This is a genomic window from Micromonospora sp. NPDC048830, from assembly GCF_043198215.1.
Taxonomy (GTDB): Bacteria; Actinomycetota; Actinomycetes; order Mycobacteriales; family Micromonosporaceae; genus Micromonospora.
The window spans coordinates 62,055-78,860 of record NZ_JBICUP010000019.1 but is presented as its reverse complement, the minus strand read 5'-3'; the positions used below and the strand labels follow the sequence as shown (position 1 = coordinate 78,860).

The window sequence follows — 16,806 nt, the reverse complement described above, 5'->3', positions numbered from 1 at the left end:
AGCCGTCCCGGGTGCCGGAGCCGGCCCCGCAGTGATCAACGTGACACCGACGGGCCGGCGGACGAGCACGGACACCGGCAGACGGCGCGGGCAGGTCACATGGGCGGCCAGGGCACCGCGGGCCAGTCCTGCGACGGCTGCGGGAACCGGTCCGTCTCGCGCAGCCCGTCCACCCGGGCGGCCAACGCCGCCACCTCGCCGATCGTCAGGTGCTCGGCCAACTCGTCACCCAGCGCCCCGCCGAGCTGGGCGCGGAGGCCGGCGAGCATCTCCAGCGCGTCCGGCGGCAGCTCGCGGCCCGCCCAACCCCACAGCACCGTACGCAGCTTCACCTCGACGTGGAAGCTCACCCCGTGGTCGACGCCGTAGATCCGGTCGTCGGGGCCGACCAGCACGTGACCACCCTTGCGGTCGGCGTTGTTGATCACCGCGTCGAGCACGGCGAGCCGGGCCAGGCGCGGGTCGTCGGCGTGAGCGAGGGCGTACGGCGTGCCGTCGTCGTCGCGGGCCGCGGCGATCGGGAGCCAGCGCGGCGGCAGCTCGGCGGCCGGCACGAACCCGACCAGCCGCTCGGCGTCGGACGGCTCGTCGACCCACAGCTGGCAGGATCCCGGCCCGAACGGGCCGTCGCGCAGCACCGTCGGAGGGATCAGATCCCAGCCCGTCGCGCGGGAGACGAGGTACGCCGACACCTCCCGGCCGGCGAGCGTCCCGTCCGGGAAATCCCAGAGCGGCCGCTCGCCCCGCACCGGCTTGTAGACGCAGCGGGCGCTGGCCTCACCCAGGGTGAGCGTGCCGAGCAGGGTGGCGTTGGAGGCGTCCACCAGGCGACCCTCGACGGTCAGCTCACCGTCGCGCAGCAGCCGCAGCGCCGCAGCGCCGTCCTGTCGGGGTCGCAACTCCGACGAGGTCACCGGTGGTAACCGTTGTGCCGCGGGCAGAGGTGCCCGGCGGGGTCCAACGGCTGGCCGCAGAGCGGGCAGGGCGGACGGCCGGCGTTGACGACGCGGCGGGCCCGCTCGATGAAGGCGCGGGTCGCCTCCGGGGTCAGCCGGACGCGCAGCCGGTCGAGGTCGTCGTCCGGCTCCTCGTCGTCGGCGTCCTCGTCGTCGGTGTCGTCGCCCAACTCCACCTCGGCCTCGGCCTCGCCGGCGGCGATCGCCTCGATCACCACGGTCGCGGTGTCCACGTCGAAGGCCAACCCGAGGGTGCCGACCCGGAACTCCTCGTCGACCGGCGTGTCCAGCGGCTCGTTGTCGCCCGTGGTGGCCGGCGCCTCGGGCAGCTGCACCCCGAAGCGTCGCTGCGCCTCGGTGAGCAGCTCCTCCAGCTTCTCGGCGAGCAACGCCACCTGGACCTTCTCCAGCGCGACGCTGACCAACCGGCCCCCGCCGCGCGCCTGGAGAAAGAACGTGCGCTCCCCCGGCGGCCCGACGGTCCCGGCGACGAACCGCTCCGGCGGCTCGAAGGCGTGCACCTGGTGGGTCATACCCATGACCCTATCCGGCCCACCACAACGTCGCGTACCCCACCGACACCGAATCGCGCCCGCCGGCCGCGCCCGCCGTACCCTCCCGCCCGTGCCGGCGTGGTCGCGCGCGCCGACGGTCTCACCGCACCGCCCCCGCTCCCCCGCCGACCGCGGCGTCCGAGTCCGCCGGCTTCGCCGTCCTGCGGCGTCGCTTGCGGGACGGCGGCACGAGCGCGCCCAGGTCGCCGCCGGTGTCGTTGAGCCGGAGCACGAACGGCCGCAGCGGGGTGTACCGGATCGCCGTCACCGACGCGGGGTCGGCCACGATGCGCTGGAAGAGATCGAGGTGTACGCCGAGCGCGTCCGCCACGATGGCCTTGATCACATCGCCGTGGCTGCACGCCAGCCACACCGCCTCCGGTCCGTGCTCGGCGGTGATCCGGGCGTCCCAGGCGCGTACCGCCGCGACCGCGCGGGCGGCCATCGCCGCCATCGACTCGCCCTCGGGAAAGACGGCGGCGCTCGGGTGCTGCTGGACCACGGGCCAGAGCGGCTCCTTCGCCAGCGTCTTCAGCGGCTGCCCCTCCCAACTGCCGTACCCGCACTCGATCAGCCCCTCGTCCACGACCGGGGTGGCCTGCGGCAACGCCAGCTCCAGGGTCTGCCGGCAGCGGACCAGCGGACTGGTCACCACCGCCGCGAGGGGCAGGGCGCGCAGCCGCTCGCCCACCGCCGCGGCCTGGGCCCGGCCCGTGTCGTCCAGCTCCACCGGCCGGCGGCCGGCGAGGCCGCCGTCGGCGTTGGCGGTGGTACGACCGTGTCGCAGGAGGAGAAGTGTCGCCACGCTGACCACCCTAGGTGGTTTCGCCTGCAGGGTGGGGCCGGTGGCCCCCTGGCGGGCTGGACCGGCGCTTCCTGAAGGGTGGGGCCCGCCGTGCCCGGTCCGTCGTTGGTTGCGGTTGGGGTGGGGCCCGCCGTGCCCGGCTCCGGGCGGTCAGGCTTGATCCCTGCGCCGGGCACGGCGGGCCCCACCCGGTTCGCGGGCGGTCGCCGCGTCTTGATCGACTCAATGTCGGCGACATAGGGGTGTCCGGGCACCCCGGATGCCGCCATGTCGGCGACACGGGGGTGAATTCCGACCCGGGTGCGGCGATCGGCCCCGTATGTCCGGTTCGCGGGTGGGGTGTGACCGGCGTCGGGGTGGATTCGTGGCCGGGGCGGGGTCGTGGCCGGGGCGGGGTGGATGTCGGCGTCGTAATCGACTCCATGGTGGCGACATGGGGCTATCCGAGTGACACGGATGCCCCGATGTCGGTGACACGGAGTGGATCACCCCGGCCCCCGGGATGCGGCCATTCGCCACCGTGTGTCCGGTTCGCGGCTGCTGCCGGGTGTGATCGGCGGCATCGTGGGGGCGGAATCGTGGCCGGGCCGGGGTCGTTACACCTGACGCACGACCGAGGACGGCGTCCCGCTTCCGTGACGCGGGTGTGCCGGACCCGGACCTGACGCACGACCGAGGGAGGCGTCCCGCTTCCGTGAGGCGGGTGGGCCGGGCCCGGAATGGTGACGGGCCGCCGGTCGTTGTACATGGTCCCGGCGCCGCGACGAGGCACCCCCCGCCCCGCGGTCGCACCGGCCAGATACTTCCCCTCTTTCGAGCGCCTGACGGTGCTTGCGCACGCCCGCCCGATCCCCCTCGGCGGTGTGCGCCAACCCCCGAATGGAGCTTTGATGATGAACACGATGCTGCGTAAGAGCGTTCTCGGTGTCGCCGGTCTCGCGTTCGCCGGTGGGCTGGCCGCCGGTCCCCTGCACGCCACCGCCGCCCACGCCGCCCCGCCGGTCGAGGCGAAGCCCGTTGCCGTGGCCGTGCAGGCCGACAAGCCCGACAGCGGCAAGCTGATCCCGCACGGGGTGCAGGGCGCGCAGTCCCGCATCGACCTTGACGGCGAGCAGGTGGCGAATGCTAAGGCGATCATCGCCGCGACGAAGAAGGCCGGCCTGCCCGAGCGGGCCGCCGTCATCTCGATCGCCACCAGCCTCCAGGAGTCGAAGCTGGAGAACCTCGGACACCTGGGTGACCGTAACGACCACGACTCGCTGGGCCTGTTCCAGCAGCGCCCGTCGTCGGGCTGGGGCACCCCGGAGCAGATCACGGACCCGGAGTACTCGACGACGGCGTTCCTGAAGGGCCTGAAGCAGGTCGACGGGTGGCAGGACATGCCGCTGACCGAGGCCGCGCAGACGGTGCAGGTGTCGGCGTACCCCGACGCGTACGCCCAGTGGGAGCAGCAGGCCGCCGACCTCGTCGCCCAGCACTGGAACAGCTGACACAGGGACAACAAATGCCGCTGGCCGGCACCCCACAGGACGGGGTGCCGGCCAGCGGCTTTCTCACGCGACCGCGTACCGGATGACGACCGCCACTCACGGGCGGAGGGCGACCACGACGGGCTGGGGGCGACCGTGCCCGGCGTAGGGATCAAGCCTGACCGCCCGGAGCCGGGCACGGTCGCCCCCAGCCCCAACAGCAACCAGCCGCCAACAGCCAGCAGCCAGCAGCCAGCGACCGACAACCAGCTAGCCGCGACGACGGAACCGCAGCGCCAGGTGCGCGACAGACCCCCAGATCCCACGCCGGAACAGCAGCACGACGAGCACGAAGATGCCGCCGGTCACCAGGCCGATCGCCTCGAACCCGGAGAACGACAGCCAGTCCTCCAGGCGGACGACGAGCGCCGAGCCGAGCACGCCACCCCACAGCGTGCCGATGCCGCCGAGCACCACGACGATGACCGCCTTGCCGGAGGTGGTCCAGTGCAGCACCTCGAGCGAGACGAACCGGTGTCCGATGGCGAAGAGCCCGCCGCCGAGGCCGGCGAGGAAGCCGGAGAGCACGAACGCCGTCAGTTTGTAGCGGTGCACCGGGTAGCCCAGCGCCCGCGCCCGGGCCGGGTTGTCCCGGATGCCGACCAGCACCCGGCCGAACGGCGAGTTGACGATCCGCCAGGCGGCGAGCAGGCCGAGCGCCACGATCGGCAGGATCGCGTAGTAGAAGTAGTAGTCGTCGCTCAGGTCCGTACCGAAGAACTCGCGCGGGACGCCCTGCAACCCGTTCTCACCCTGGGTGACCGAGCGCCACTCGTTCGCGATGTAGTAGACCATCTGCGCGAAGGCCAGGGTGACCATCGCGAAGTAGATGCCGGTCCGCTTCACCGCGAGGTACCCGATCGGCACGGCCAGCACCGCCGAGGCGAGCGCCCCGGCCAGCACGGCCGCCGGGAACGGCAGGCCGGCGTGGATGGCCACCATGCCCGTCACGTACGCGGAGGTGCCCCAGAACGCGGCGTGCCCGAAGGACATCAGCCCGGTGAAGCCGAGCAGCAGGTCCACCGAGACGGCGAACAGCGCCCAGCAGAGGATGTCCACGGCCACCGCCGGGTACAGCCCGTTGGGCAGCCACAGCGCGGCCACCGCCGCGACGGCGAGCAGCGCGTACCGGACCCAGCCGGGGGCGCGGGCCACGGCGACCAGCCCGGACGGCGGCGTGGGGCGGGTCGCCTCGGCGGGGGTGTCCACGGCGCTGGTCATGCCGTCACCTCGCTGCGCTCGGCGCCGTCATGACCTGTGGCACCGACCTGGCTGATTCGTTCGCTGCGCTCGCTCATGCCGTCACCTCCGGCGCCGTCATGAGCTGTGACACTGAGCTGGCTGATTCGCTCGCTACGCTCGCTCATGCTGGTGCCTCCTCTCGGCCGAACAGGCCGGCCGGCCGCCACAGCAACACGACGGCCATCACGATGAACACGACGGTCTGGGAGACGAGCGGGTAGTCCGACAGGTACGCCTCGCCCCATGCCTGGACCAGGCCGATGCCGAAGCCGGCGGCGACCGAGCCGAAGATCGAGCCGAGCCCGCCGATCACCACCACCGCGAAGACCACGATGATCAGGTCGGCGCCCATCAGTGGGTTCACCGCGCGCATCGGCGCGGCCAGCACCCCGGCGAGCCCGGCCAGGCCGATGCCGAAGCCGAAGACCGGGGTGACCCACTTTCCCACGTCGATGCCGAAGGCCCGGGTCAGCTCGGGCCGTTCGGTGGCCGCCCGGACGACCATGCCGACCCGGGTGCGGCTGAGCGCCCACCACACGGCGACGCAGAGCAGCACCGTGAAGCCGAGGATGAACACCCGGTACGTCGGGAAGTCGAACAGCCCGAAGTCGACGGATCCTTCCAGCTCGCTCGGCGTGGTGTACGGGCTGGACTGGATGCCGTACCGGGTCTTGACCAGGTCCTGCAGGATCAGCGTCAGGCCGAAGGTGAGCAGGAAGTTGTAGAGCGGGTCGAGCCGGGTCAGCCGGTGGATCACCGTCCGCTCGAGGACCATGCCGAGCAGGCCGAGGGCGAGCGGCATGATCACCAGGGCCGCCCAGAACGGTATGCCCGCCTCGGCGAGCAGCACGTACGCCCCGAACGCGCCGAGCATGTAGAAGGCGCCGTGGGCGAAGTTGACCACCCGCAGCATGCCGAAGATGACCGCCAGCCCGAGGGCGAGCAGGGCGTAGAACGCCCCGCTCACCAACCCGTTGAACGTGTTCTGCAGAAAGCCTGTCACAGCTTGCAGTCCGGCGACGGGGCGCGGAAGGCCTCCGCTGCCGGGATGGTCTTGAGGACCTTGACGTAGTCCCACGGCTCGCTCACCTCGGCCTGCGGCTTCACCTGGGCCAGGTACGCGTCGTGGACCACCCGGTGGTCCTCGGCGCGGATCTTGCCGTTGCGCAGGAAGAGGTCGTTGACCTCCTTGCCCTCCAGGCCCTTGACCACGGCGTCCGCGTCGTCGGTGCCGGCCGCCTGCACCGCCTCCAGGTACTGCATGGCGGCGGAGTAGTTGGCCGCGTGCGCGAAGGACGGCCGGGTGCCGGTCTCCTTCTGGAACCGGTCGGCCCACTCCCGGTTCTGCTGGTCGAAGTTCCAGTACCAGGCGTCGGTGTAGGTGGTGCCGGCCAGCGCCGCCGGGGTGAGCGAGTGGATGTCGGTGATGAACATCAGGCCCACGGCGAGGCCGATGCCCTTGTCCCGCAGCTTGAACTCGTTGTACTGCTTGACCACGTTGACCAGCTCGGCGCCGGCCTGCATGGTGCCGAGCACCTGCGGCTTCGGGTTCAGCGTCGGGGCCTTGAGCAGGAAGGAGGAGTAGTCGCCGCTGGTGTTCGGGAACGGCGCGCCGTCCTTGCCGACCACGGTGCCGCCGGCCGCGCCGATCGCCGTGGAGAAGCTCTTCTCCATGTCCTGACCGAAGGCGTAGTTCGGGTACAGGATGTACCAGTTCTTGCCGACCTGCTGGGTGGTCACCGTGCCGGTGCCGTGGGCCAGCATGTACGTGTCGTACGCGTAGTGGAACGTGTACTTGTTGCAGCTCTTGCCGGTCAGGTCGGTGGTGGCCGCGCCGATGTTGAAGTAGAGCTTCTTCTTCTCCTTGGCGACGTCGGCGACCTTGAGGGCGGCCGAGGAGGTCGGCACGTCGAGGATGGCGTCCGCGCCCTTGCGGTCGATCATCTCCTGCGCCTTGCTGTTGGCCACGTCCGGCTTGTTCTGGTGGTCGGCGGTCTCCACCGAGATGTTCTTGGTCACCGCCTTGTCGCCGTACTTCGCCTTGAAATCGGCGATGGCCATCTCCACGGCCTTGACCGAGTTCTTCCCGGACAGCTCCGAGTACGCCCCGGACTGGTCGTTGAGCACGCCCAGCACGATCTTGTCGCCGGTCAGCTTCTGGTCCCCCGACGACTGGGGGCCACCGCCACCGCAGCCGGCGGCCAGCACCACCGCGGCCGACGCCGCGGCCACACCCACGGTCCTACGCATGTCCGTCCCTCCATCCGCGCACCGCGCGGCTCAGCGTCGACATCAGATTCCGAGGTACGCCAGCAGCTCGCGCTCCCGCGAGCGCACCTCGGAGTTGTCCATCGCCTCCGCGATGCGTCCCTCGGCCAGCAGGTAGTGCCGGTCGGCGACGCCGGTGGCGAAGTGCAGGTTCTGCTCGACCAGCAGCACGGTCACCCCGTGTCGCTTGGCCTCGCGCAGCAGGTCGCCGACCTGCTGCACCAGCAGCGGGGAGAGCCCTTCGGTGGGCTCGTCGCACAGCAGCAGCCGGGCGCCCATCCGCAGCACCCGGGCCAGGGCGAGCATCTGCTGCTCGCCGCCGGAGAGCTGGGTGGCCGCCGAGTCGCGGCGGGCGTACAGGGCGGGGAACGCCTCGTACACCCGCTCCAGCGGCCACGGGTCGGGGCCGACCCGGGGCGGCAGGGTGAGGTTCTCGGTGACGGACAGGGTCGCGTAGCTGCCCCGGTCGTCGGGAACCCAGCCCAGCCCGAGCCGGGCCCGCCGGTGCGCGGGCAGCCGCGTGACGTCCCGGCCGTCGAGTTCCACCGTGCCGCTCTGGCCGGCGTGCAGCCCCATCACGCAGCGCAGCAGGGTGGACTTGCCGGCGCCGTTGCGCCCGACGAGGGTGACCACCTCCCCCGCGGCGACGTCGAGGCTGACCTCGCGCAGCACCCGCGCCTCCCCGTACCAGGCGGAGAGGTTCTCAATGCGCAGCATCGGCGGCTCCCAGGTAGGCGGTGATCACGCGCTCGTCGGCGCGGACCTGCTCGTACGGGCCCTCGACCAGCACCTTGCCGGCCTGCAGGACGGTGACGGTGTCGGCGAGCCGGCCGACCACGCTCATGTTGTGCTCGACCATGACCACCGTCCGGCCCCGCCGGATCCGGGAGATCAGTTCCACGGTGCGGTCGACGTCCTCCAGCCCCATCCCGGCGGTCGGCTCGTCGAGCAGCAGCACCTTGGGGTCGAGGGCCAGCGCGATGGCGAGTTCGAGGGCCCGCTTGCGGCCGTACGCCAGCGCCTCGGCCGGCGCCTCGGCCAGCTCGGCGAGGCCGACCATGCCCAGCAGCTCCTCGGCGCGGTCGCGGTAGCGGCGCATCAGCTTCGCCGAGCGCCAGAACCGCCAGCCCAGCCCGCTGGGCGACTGCAACGCCAGCTCGACGTGCTCCCGCGCCGACAGCTGCGGGAACAGGCTGGTGATCTGGAAGGACCGGGCCACCCCGAGCCGGGCGACCTGCTCCGGGGGCAGGCCGGTGACGTCCCGGCCGGCCAGCTCGATCCGCCCGCCGGTGGGCCGCAGGAAGCCGGTGAGCAGGTTGAACAGGGTCGTCTTGCCGGCGCCGTTCGGGCCGACCAGGGCGTGCACGCTCTCCGGCGCCACGTCGAGGTCGACGCCGTCGACCGCCCGGAAGCCCCGGAAGTCGCGGGTCAGCCCGCGAGCCGTCAGGACCGCTTGCCCGGCCATCGCCACACCCTCCGCAGGTCCGTCGCGACGGCCGGTCGGTGACAGTGGTCACAGGGCCGTCGCGTGCAGGAAACCTACGGCGAGCCGAAGGAGTCGAACCATGTCGATTCCGCACACATTCACCCCGACGGATACGGGTACTGCCGCCATAGGGCGCCCACCCGGGCATCCCTCTCGGCGGCCTCTGCGCGGGATCGGTTGCCGCCGATGGATGCGGACATGTGGCGGCGCCACGGCCGACCGGGCGACCCCGGGCCGCCGGCCGCGGGCAGTCCCGCGCCACCCCCGCGCCCCCCGGGCGCCTTGCCCAGGGCGGCTACCTTGATCAGCAGCTCAGCAAGCCATCCCCCGCGAAAGGCCCCGCACACATGCCGTCCGGCTTCACCCTGGCGATCGTCGTCGCCGTCGCCGCGATCATCGCCGTCGCCGTCGCACTGTTGAACCCGCGCCCGATGGTCCGGAAGCCCGCCTTCCTGGCGGCGGCCGGCGCCCTGGTCGCCGCCGTCCTGCTCACGGTCACGTCCAGCGCCCACTCGGTGCCGATCCGCTCGGTCGGGATCGTCACCAGCTTCGGCAAGCCGACCGGTGAGGTCACCGGCTCCGGGCTGAAGTGGGTCGCGCCGTGGCAGCGGGTCGGCGAGTGGGACGCCGGGCGGCAGAAGTACGACCACATCGGCAGCGACAAGTGCGTCCGCGTGCGCACCAGCACCCTCGCCGACGCGTGCGTCGAGGTGCTGGTGGAGTGGCAGGTCCGGCCCGAGAACGCCGCGCAGCAGTTCATGAACTACAAGGGCGACTTCGACAGCTTCCGCGGTCAGCGGGTCGGCGTCCAGCTCGACAGCGCCGTCAACGACGCCTTCTCCTCCTACAACCCGCTGGAGCGGATCGACTCGAAGACCGGCAACCTGAACGTCGACCTCAAGCCGTTCGCCGAGAGCATCAAGACCAACGCCAAGGGCCGACTGGCCGAGGACGTCGACATCCTGTCGGTCACCATCACCCGGGTCAACCACGACGACAAGACCGAGGGCAACATCAAGGCCTTCCAGGACAAGCTCGCCCAGACCCGCAACCTGGAACAGGACCGCCGCAACGCCGAGATCCAGAAGCAGATCACCGAGACCAACGCCAAGGTGGACAAGGTGACCCGCTGCCTGGAGATCGCCGAGAAGAACGGCAGCTCGCCGGGCCTGTGCATCAACCCGGGCATCATCACCGGCACCGACCGGTGAGCGTCCGCCCACACCGGGTGACCGGCGTGGGCGGCGTCAGGCGGTCAGCGCGTCGAGGGCGAGGTCGACGTCGGCGTCCGTGGTGTACAGGTGGAACGAGGCGCGGACCCGCCCGGCGCGCACCGCCGCCCGGACGCCGGCCCGCTCCAGCCTCTCCCGGGCACCGGGCACCTCGACGGTGACGATCGCGCTGTCCCCGGGCGGCCGGCCCAGGCCGGCGAGGAAGCGGTTGGCCAGCGCCACGTCGTACCGGTGCACCGCCGGCACGCCGATCTCGGCGAGCAGTTCCAGGGCGGGCGCGGCGCCGACCCAGCTGAACCACGCCGGGGAGAGGTCGAACCGGCGGGCGTCGTCGGCCAGCCGCAGCGGCGGACCGTAGTAGGCGGCGTGCGGGTCCGGGGCGGCGTACCAGCTCGCGGCGTCGGGGCGCAGCCGCTCCCGCAGCTCGGGCGCCAGGTACGCGAAGGCGGCGCCGCGCGGCGCCATCAGCCACTTGTACGCCCCGACCGCGACCACGTCCGCCAGGCTCGCGTCGAACGGCAGCCAGCCGCAGGCCTGCGTCGCGTCCACCGCCACGAGCGCGCCGTGCGCGCGGGCGGCGGCCACGATCGCGTCGTGGTCGGCCACGGTGCCGTCGCCGGACTGGACCAGGCTGAACGCCACCAGGTCGGTGTCGGCGTCGACCGCGTCGGCGAGCCGGGCCAGCGGCACCGTCCGCACCTCGACGCCCCGCTCGGCCTGCACCAGCCAGGGGAAGAGGTTGGAGGTGAACTCCACCTCCGGCACCACCACCGTGGCCCCGGGCGGCAGCGCCGCCGCGACCGGGGCGAGCAGCTGGGAGACGCTGCCGCCGATCGCCACGTCGGCGGCCGGGACCCCGACGATCCGGGCGAAGGCCGCCCGGGCGCGCCCGGCCGCGTCGTTCCAGCCCTCCCAGGAGGTACGCCCCACCCGCCAGTCGGCGAGGGCCTCCTGCAGAGCCGCCCACGCCGGTTCCGGTGGCAGTCCGTAACTGGCGGTGTTCAACCAGCCCGGTTCCGGCTGCCACAGCTTCCGCGCCTGTTCCAGCTCCATGGCGTGACGCTAGGACGGCGGGCGCGGGACGGTCAGCGCCCAATTCGCCACCCGTGGCCCGGCCGGCCGCCGGGACATGGTCCGCCCCGCCGCCCCGCCGGGGTCGTCCGGCGGGGCGGCGGGATCATCCAGCGGGGCGGCGGGCGTCCGGATCATCCGGCGGGCGGACCGGGTGGGCGACGCGTTCCGCCGCGGGTGGTCGACCAAGAGCACCGGCCGTGGGCTCGGCCTGGCGCTGGTCGGCCAGGTGGTCCAGCGGTACGGCGGCCGCGCCGAGGTCGGCCGCTCGGTCGACGGCGGGACACTGTTCACCGTACGGCTGCCGGTCCCCGCCCCAATCCGGGCGGTGACGCCGTGACGGACATCCGGGTCCTGGTGGTGGAGGACGAGCCGCTGCTGGCCGAGGCGCACCGCGCGTACACGGAGCGGGTGCCGGGGTTCACGGTCGTCGGGGTCGCGCACACCGCCCGGGACGCGATGGCGGCGCTGCGGCGGCGGGAGGAGCACCCGCTCGACCTCGTCCTGCTCGACTTCCGGCTGCCCGACCTGCACGGCCTGGAGGTGTGCCGGGCGCTGCGCGCCGCCGGCAGTCCCGTCGACGTGCTGGCTGTGACCTCGGCCCGGGACCTGGCCGTGGTCCGCAGCGCCGTCTCCCTCGGGGTGACCTCCTACCTGCTCAAGCCGTTCACGTTCGCGGCGTTCCGGGACAAGCTGAACCGGTACGCCGAGTACCGCCGCCAGGTCGTCGCCGAGGGCGAGGTGGCCGCCCAGCACGAGGTGGACCGGATGTTGGCCACCCTGCGCGGCCCGGCCACGCAGACCCTGCCGAAGGGCCTGGACCAGCAGACGCTGGGGGCGGTGCTCGGCTCGCTGTCGCGCGAGAGCGGCCGGTCCGCCACGGAGGTGGGGCGGCTCGCCGCATCTCCCGGGTCACCGCCCGGCGGTACCTGGAGTACCTGGTGACTGTCGAGCGAGCGGTGCGCGCCTCCCGCTACGGCACCCCGGGCCGCCCGGAGGTGGAGTACCGGACGGCGTGACCGTCGGGCGGGCCGGCCCGACGCCGCCCCGTACGGAGGCGACGGCGGGCACGGGCCGTGACCGCGCTGTCAGCTGACGTTGGCCGGGCCGAGGACGCTCTTCAGGTCGCCCATCAGCGCGGTGGTCGGCGCGACCCGGAACAGTCCCATCCGCCACGTTTCGATCTTGCCACCGCCCTTGAGCAGCTTGACGTGCACCTCGGTGTCGCCGGGGTGCAGCACCAGGGTCTCCTTCAGCCGGTCCGCCAGCGGCGGCGTGAACCGGTGTGCCGGGATGGTGAGGCTGACCGGCTTGCTGGCCGGGTTGCTGGTGACGTCGGGCATCTGCATGTCCATCGCCATGATGCGCGGGGTGTCGTCGCGGCGGTCCACCCGGCCCTTGACCACCACGATGGCGTCCTCGGCGATGTACTGGCCGATCACCTCGTAGGTGTTGGGGAAGAACAGGGTCTCCACGCCGCCGCCGAGGTCCTCCAGGGTGGCCGAGGCCCAGGCGCGGCCCTGCTTGGTGACCCGGCGCTGCACGCCGGAGAGGATGCCGGCGAGGGTGACCACCGCGCCGTCGGGCACGGTGCCCTCCTCGGAGAGGGTGGCGATGGTGCAGTCGGCCGCCGCGCCGAGGACGTGTTCCAGGCCGAACAGGGGGTGGTCGGAGACGTACAGGCCGAGCATCTCGCGTTCGAAGGCCAGCTTGTCGCGCTTGTCCCACTCGCTGTCGCCGATGGTCGGCATCACCGTCGTGGTGGTGGCCGCCTCGGTGTCGCCGAAGCCGGCGCCGAACAGGTCGTACTGGCCGACGGCCTCCTTGCGCTTGACGTCGGCGTACGCGTCGATGGCGTCGGCGTGCACGGCGAGCAGCCCCTTGCGCGGGTGGCCCATGACGTCGAACGCGCCGGCCTTGATCAGAGATTCGATGGTCTTCTTGTTGCAGACCACCGCGTCGACCTTCGACAGGAAGTCGTAGAAGTCGGCGTAGGCGCCCTTCTCCTCCCGGCAGCGCATGATCGCGCTGACCACGTTCGCGCCGACGTTGCGGATCGCGGCGAGGCCGAAGCGGATGTCGGCGCCGACCGGGGTGAACGGCCCGGCGGAGGTGTTCACGTCCGGCGGCAGGACCTGGATGCCCATCCGCCGGCACTCCGACAGGTACAGCGCCATCTTGTCCTTGTCGTCGCCGACGGAGGTCAGCAGCGCCGCCATGTACTCGGCCGGGTAGTGCGCCTTCAGGTACGCCGTCCAGTACGACACCAGGCCGTACGCGGCGGAGTGCGCCTTGTTGAAGGCGTACCCGGCGAACGGGACGAGGACGTCCCACACGGCCTGGATCGCCTCGTCGGAGTAGCCGCGCTCGCGGCAGCCGTCCCGGAACGGGATGAACTCCTTGTCGAGGATCTCCTTCTTCTTCTTGCCCATCGCCCGGCGCAGCAGGTCGGCCTGACCGAGGCTGTAGCCGGCGAGGATCTGCGCGGCGCGCTGCACCTGCTCCTGGTAGACGATCAGCCCGTACGTCGGGGCGAGGATCTCCCGCAGCGGCTCCTCCAGCTCCGGGTGGATCGGGGTGATCTCCTGGAGGTTGTTCTTGCGCAGCGCGTAGTTGGTGTGCGAGTCCACACCCATCGGGCCCGGCCGGTACAGGGCGAGGACGGCGGAGATGTCCTCGAAGTTGTCCGGCTTCATCAGCCGCAGCAGCGACCGCATCGGCCCGCCGTCGAGCTGGAACACCCCGAGGGTGTCGCCGCGGGCCAGCAGCTCGTAGGCCGCCTTGTCGTCCAGCTCCAGGGCCAGCAGGTCCAGTTCCTTGCCGTGGTTGAGCTGGATGTTCTTGACGGCGTCGTCGATGATCGTCAGGTTGCGCAGGCCGAGGAAGTCCATCTTCAACAGCCCGAGCGACTCGCACGTCGGGTAGTCGAACTGGGTGATGATCACCCCGTCGGAGTCCCGGCGCATCAGCGGGATGTGCTCGATGATCGGCTCGGCGGACATGATGACGCCGGCGGCGTGCACGCCGGTCTGCCGGATCAGCCCCTCGATGCCCTTCGCGGTGTCGATGACCTTGCGCACGTCCGGGTCGGACTCGTACAGGCCCCGGATCTCACCGGCCTCGGCGTAGCGGGGGTGCTTCGCGTCGAAGATCCCGGACAGGGGGATGTCCTTGCCCATCACCGCCGGCGGCATCGCCTTGGTGATCCGGTCACCGACCGCGTACGGGTAGCCGAGCACCCGCGCCGAGTCCTTGATCGCGGCCTTCGCCTTGATCGTGCCGAACGTGGCGATCTGCGCGACCTTGTCCTCACCCCACTTGTCGGTGACGTACTTGATCACCTCACCGCGCCGACGCTCGTCGAAGTCGATGTCGACATCCGGCATCGAGACCCGCTCGGGGTTCAGGAACCGCTCGAAGATCAGCCCGTGCGGGATCGGGTCCAGGTCGGTGATCCCCAACGCGTACGCCACCAGGGAGCCGGCGGCCGACCCACGCCCCGGACCCACCGCGATCCCCTGGCTCTTCGCCCACTGGATGAAGTCGGCGACCACGAGGAAGTACGACGGGAAGCCCATCTGCACGATGACGCCCAACTCGTACTCGGCCTGGACGACGTGGCCCTCCGGGATGCCGTTCGGGAACCGGCGGGCCAGCCCGGCGAACGTCTCCTTGCGGAACCACGACTCCTCCGTCTCCCCCTCGGGGGTCGGGAAGCGCGGCATCAGGTTGTGGAACGTGAACATCCCCGCCGGGTCGACCTTCTCGGCCACCAGCAGCGTGTTCCGGCAGCCCTCGAGCCAGGCGTCGGAGTTGTCGACCGCGCGCATCTCGTCGGCGGACTTGATGTAGTAGCCGTTGCCGTCGAAGCGGAACCGGTTCGGGTCGGCGACGTTCGCCGCGGTCTGCACGCACAGCAGCACGTCGTGCGACTCCGCCTGCGCTTCGTACGTGTAGTGGGAGTCGTTGGTGACCACCGGCGGGATGCCCAGCTTGTGGCCGATCTCGAGCAGCTCGGTCCGGACCCGGTGCTCGATGGGAATGCCGTGGTCCATGATCTCCAGGAAGTAGTTGTCCTTCCCGAAGATGTCCTGGTACCTGGCCGCGGCCTTCAGCGCCTCGTCGAACTGGCCCAGCCGCAGCCGGGTCTGCACCTCGCCGGACGGGCAGCCGGTGGTCGCCATCAGCCCGTCCGCGTGCTCGGCGAGGACCTCGGCGTCCATCCGGGGCCACTTGACGAAGAAGCCCTCGGTGTATGCCCGGCTCGTGAGCTTGAACAGGTTGTGCAGGCCGGTCTTGTTCGCCGCCCAGATCGTCATGTGCGTGTAGCCGCCGCTGCCGGAGACGTCGTCGCTCTTCTGCTCCGGCCGCCCCCAGCGCACCCGCTGCTTGTGGAAGCGCGACTCCGGCGCCACGTACGCCTCGATGCCGAGGATGGGCTTCACACCCGCGTCCATCGCCTGCTTGTAGAAGTCGTTCGCGCCGTGCATGTTGCCGTGGTCGGTCATCGCCACCGCCGGCATCCCCTGACGGCTGACCTCGGCGAACAGGTCCTTGAGCCGGGCCGCCCCGTCGAGCATCGAGTACTCGGTGTGCACGTGCAGATGCGCGAACGATTCGCCCATGCAGAGCCCCCCCGGGTCGAAATCATGGTCGGCCGGAACCGGCCGGGCACCACCCTACCGAGGTCACCGGAGTGGCTCCACCGGCGCGCCGAGGTGTGGTGCGTCTCGCCGGAGACCCCGCGTGTCCGGCACAGCGCCGCCCCACACCAGGGCGTCCAAGATCCGAACAACTTCAGGGAAAGCGTCGCCTCGAAGCGCGCGCCAGGCCACATCTTCCAAGGAGTTGCGCGCGTTCCGCAGCCTCGCCGAGGGTCAGCAGGGGACCGTGTCCCAGCCCTCCGGAAGCCGGGGCACCGGCCAGTCGGGGTCGGGGCACCAGCGTGCCCAGGCCGGGTCCCACCACCGCCGCCCCGCGTCGAGCAGCGCGGCGATCCGGTCGCCCTCCGCCCGGATGGCCTCGGCCATTCCCGGGTAGCGCCCCTCGACCAGGCGCTGGGCGAACATCTCCACGTCCTTGAAGACGTACCGGTCGGCGTCCGCCGCCCACCACAGGTCCAGCTCGTGGTCCAGGGTGTCCACCCCGATCGGGGTACGCCGCACCGGGTCCTGGAGGTTGAAGTACCAGCCGGCGAACTCCCGCCCCGGGCCGGTCCAGAACACGTCGATCGAGTGGGCCTCGCCGGGCCGGTGCAGCATCAGCTTGCCGTGCCCGTGCCACCGGCTGCGCCCCGCCGTCTGCCACGGGTGCCGCCCGCACGGGAAGCTGCCCCGCTCGGGGAACCCGAACTCGGCGCCGGGCGGCAGGTAGAGCGCGAGCAGGCCGGGCGAGTCCTCGACGCAGATCGTCGGCACGGCGAACCAGACCTCTCCGCGCAGCACCTCCCGCCGAACGACCACGTCGCCCGGCGCGAACCGCCGCCCGGCCGCCCGTCTGCCCGTTGCGCCCACCCGTTCCGTCCCGTCATCTCGCCCGGCACCAGAGACCTCCGGCCGCGCCTCGTCAGGGACGTCGAACGCGACGGGATCACCACCGCCCGGATTACCGCGCGGGCCGGAAGGGCGGCGTGATCTGTGCGAGGATCGCCAACCATGAGTGCG

Annotated in this window: 16 protein-coding genes; 4 read left to right on the top strand and 12 right to left on the bottom strand. The window is 71.8% G+C overall.

Annotation, left to right across the window (positions count from 1 at the left end; translation table 11 throughout):
• Positions 1-95: 95 nt before the first annotated feature.
• The 3 genes from ACGFIZ_RS17990 to ACGFIZ_RS17980 form a co-directional block, all read right to left on the bottom strand.
• Entirely contained in the window at positions 96-914 is an 819-nt protein-coding gene (locus ACGFIZ_RS17990; protein ID WP_393420534.1) for an SCO1664 family protein, read from the bottom strand.
• Positions 911-1,489 carry a DUF3090 domain-containing protein gene (locus ACGFIZ_RS17985; RefSeq protein ID WP_347670752.1) on the bottom strand — a complete coding sequence of 193 codons (579 nt, stop codon included), beginning with the start codon at positions 1,487-1,489 and terminating at the stop codon, positions 911-913. The genes ACGFIZ_RS17990 and ACGFIZ_RS17985 overlap by 4 nt, the downstream gene beginning before the upstream one ends.
• A 121-nt stretch (positions 1,490-1,610) precedes the next feature.
• Complete coding sequence (locus ACGFIZ_RS17980; protein WP_393420532.1) at positions 1,611-2,324, bottom strand: histidine phosphatase family protein; 714 nt, start codon at positions 2,322-2,324, stop codon at positions 1,611-1,613.
• An 884-nt stretch (positions 2,325-3,208) separates the two neighbouring features.
• On the opposite strand from ACGFIZ_RS17980, the gene ACGFIZ_RS17975 reads away from it, so the two are divergent.
• A complete protein-coding gene (locus tag ACGFIZ_RS17975) occupies positions 3,209-3,805 on the top strand; it encodes a hypothetical protein (RefSeq protein WP_393420597.1) in 597 nt (198 codons plus the stop codon).
• 249 nt (positions 3,806-4,054) lie between these two features.
• Here the strand turns inward: ACGFIZ_RS17975 and ACGFIZ_RS17970 are convergent, their stop codons facing one another.
• Genes ACGFIZ_RS17970 through ACGFIZ_RS17945 form a run of 6 tightly spaced genes read right to left on the bottom strand, consistent with a single transcriptional unit; the run spans position 4,055 to position 8,819 of the window.
• Positions 4,055-5,065 carry a branched-chain amino acid ABC transporter permease gene (locus tag ACGFIZ_RS17970; protein WP_347669151.1) on the bottom strand — a complete coding sequence of 337 codons (1,011 nt, stop codon included), beginning with the start codon at positions 5,063-5,065 and terminating at the stop codon, positions 4,055-4,057.
• Positions 5,062-5,211, bottom strand: coding sequence for a hypothetical protein (locus tag ACGFIZ_RS17965; RefSeq protein ID WP_393420529.1), 150 nt, complete (start codon positions 5,209-5,211; stop codon positions 5,062-5,064). Before ACGFIZ_RS17965 ends, ACGFIZ_RS17970 begins: the two co-directional genes overlap by 4 nt.
• Positions 5,208-6,089, bottom strand: a complete 882-nt coding sequence (locus ACGFIZ_RS17960; RefSeq protein ID WP_347669152.1) for a branched-chain amino acid ABC transporter permease — start codon at positions 6,087-6,089, stop codon at positions 5,208-5,210. Before ACGFIZ_RS17960 ends, ACGFIZ_RS17965 begins: the two co-directional genes overlap by 4 nt.
• Complete coding sequence (locus ACGFIZ_RS17955; RefSeq protein WP_393420527.1) at positions 6,086-7,336, bottom strand: ABC transporter substrate-binding protein; 1,251 nt, start codon at positions 7,334-7,336, stop codon at positions 6,086-6,088. The genes ACGFIZ_RS17960 and ACGFIZ_RS17955 overlap by 4 nt, the downstream gene beginning before the upstream one ends.
• A gap of 42 nt (positions 7,337-7,378) precedes the next feature.
• The gene (locus ACGFIZ_RS17950) at positions 7,379-8,071 is read right to left on the bottom strand and encodes an ABC transporter ATP-binding protein (protein WP_347669154.1); all 693 of its coding nucleotides are present in this window, start codon (positions 8,069-8,071) and stop codon (positions 7,379-7,381) included.
• Positions 8,058-8,819 (bottom strand): ABC transporter ATP-binding protein, encoded by a 762-nt coding sequence (locus ACGFIZ_RS17945; RefSeq protein WP_347669155.1) that lies wholly within the window; start codon positions 8,817-8,819, stop codon positions 8,058-8,060. Before ACGFIZ_RS17945 ends, ACGFIZ_RS17950 begins: the two co-directional genes overlap by 14 nt.
• A 368-nt stretch (positions 8,820-9,187) precedes the next feature.
• Between ACGFIZ_RS17945 and ACGFIZ_RS17940 the strand changes: the two genes are divergently transcribed.
• Complete coding sequence (locus ACGFIZ_RS17940) at positions 9,188-10,051, top strand: SPFH domain-containing protein (protein ID WP_393420524.1); 864 nt, start codon at positions 9,188-9,190, stop codon at positions 10,049-10,051.
• Between the two features lie 36 nt (positions 10,052-10,087).
• On the opposite strand, the gene ACGFIZ_RS17935 is transcribed toward ACGFIZ_RS17940, so the two are convergent.
• Positions 10,088-11,125: an aminotransferase class V-fold PLP-dependent enzyme gene (locus tag ACGFIZ_RS17935; RefSeq protein WP_393420522.1), complete on the bottom strand. Its 1,038-nt coding sequence runs from the start codon at positions 11,123-11,125 to the stop codon at positions 10,088-10,090.
• Positions 11,126-11,201: 76 nt separating this feature from the next.
• Between ACGFIZ_RS17935 and ACGFIZ_RS17930 the strand changes: the two genes are divergently transcribed.
• Both ACGFIZ_RS17930 and ACGFIZ_RS17925 read left to right on the top strand, forming a co-directional pair.
• A complete protein-coding gene (locus ACGFIZ_RS17930; protein ID WP_393420520.1) occupies positions 11,202-11,483 on the top strand; it encodes an ATP-binding protein in 282 nt (93 codons plus the stop codon).
• Positions 11,480-12,088: a response regulator gene (locus tag ACGFIZ_RS17925; protein WP_393420518.1), complete on the top strand. Its 609-nt coding sequence runs from the start codon at positions 11,480-11,482 to the stop codon at positions 12,086-12,088. The genes ACGFIZ_RS17930 and ACGFIZ_RS17925 overlap by 4 nt, the downstream gene beginning before the upstream one ends.
• 143 nt (positions 12,089-12,231) lie before the next feature.
• Here ACGFIZ_RS17925 and dnaE read toward each other — a convergent pair whose 3' ends face one another.
• A complete protein-coding gene (gene dnaE, locus ACGFIZ_RS17920) occupies positions 12,232-15,768 on the bottom strand; it encodes a DNA polymerase III subunit alpha (RefSeq protein ID WP_393420516.1) in 3,537 nt (1,178 codons plus the stop codon).
• Positions 15,769-16,020: 252 nt separating this feature from the next.
• On the bottom strand, positions 16,021-16,656 hold the full coding sequence (locus ACGFIZ_RS17915) for a DUF402 domain-containing protein (protein ID WP_393420514.1): 636 nt from the start codon (positions 16,654-16,656) through the stop codon (positions 16,021-16,023).
• Positions 16,657-16,806 lie beyond the last annotated feature (150 nt).

Excerpts from the sequence above, each read along its gene's own strand:
- ACGFIZ_RS17945 (WP_347669155.1), bottom strand. The coding sequence starts at position 8,819 with ATGGCCGGGCAAGCGGTCCTGACGGCTCGCGGGCTGACCCGCGACTTC.
- dnaE (WP_393420516.1), bottom strand. The coding sequence starts at position 15,768 with ATGGGCGAATCGTTCGCGCATCTGCACGTGCACACCGAGTACTCGATG.
- ACGFIZ_RS17955 (WP_393420527.1), bottom strand. The coding sequence starts at position 7,336 with ATGCGTAGGACCGTGGGTGTGGCCGCGGCGTCGGCCGCGGTGGTGCTG.
- ACGFIZ_RS17940 (WP_393420524.1), top strand. The coding sequence starts at position 9,188 with ATGCCGTCCGGCTTCACCCTGGCGATCGTCGTCGCCGTCGCCGCGATC.
- ACGFIZ_RS17985 (WP_347670752.1), bottom strand. The coding sequence starts at position 1,489 with ATGACCCACCAGGTGCACGCCTTCGAGCCGCCGGAGCGGTTCGTCGCC.
- ACGFIZ_RS17975 (WP_393420597.1), top strand. The coding sequence starts at position 3,209 with ATGAACACGATGCTGCGTAAGAGCGTTCTCGGTGTCGCCGGTCTCGCG.
- ACGFIZ_RS17935 (WP_393420522.1), bottom strand. The coding sequence starts at position 11,125 with ATGGAGCTGGAACAGGCGCGGAAGCTGTGGCAGCCGGAACCGGGCTGG.
- ACGFIZ_RS17930 (WP_393420520.1), top strand. The coding sequence starts at position 11,202 with ATGGTCCGCCCCGCCGCCCCGCCGGGGTCGTCCGGCGGGGCGGCGGGA.
- ACGFIZ_RS17950 (WP_347669154.1), bottom strand. The coding sequence starts at position 8,071 with ATGCTGCGCATTGAGAACCTCTCCGCCTGGTACGGGGAGGCGCGGGTG.
- ACGFIZ_RS17965 (WP_393420529.1), bottom strand. The coding sequence starts at position 5,211 with ATGAGCGAGCGTAGCGAGCGAATCAGCCAGCTCAGTGTCACAGCTCAT.
- ACGFIZ_RS17970 (WP_347669151.1), bottom strand. The coding sequence starts at position 5,065 with ATGACCAGCGCCGTGGACACCCCCGCCGAGGCGACCCGCCCCACGCCG.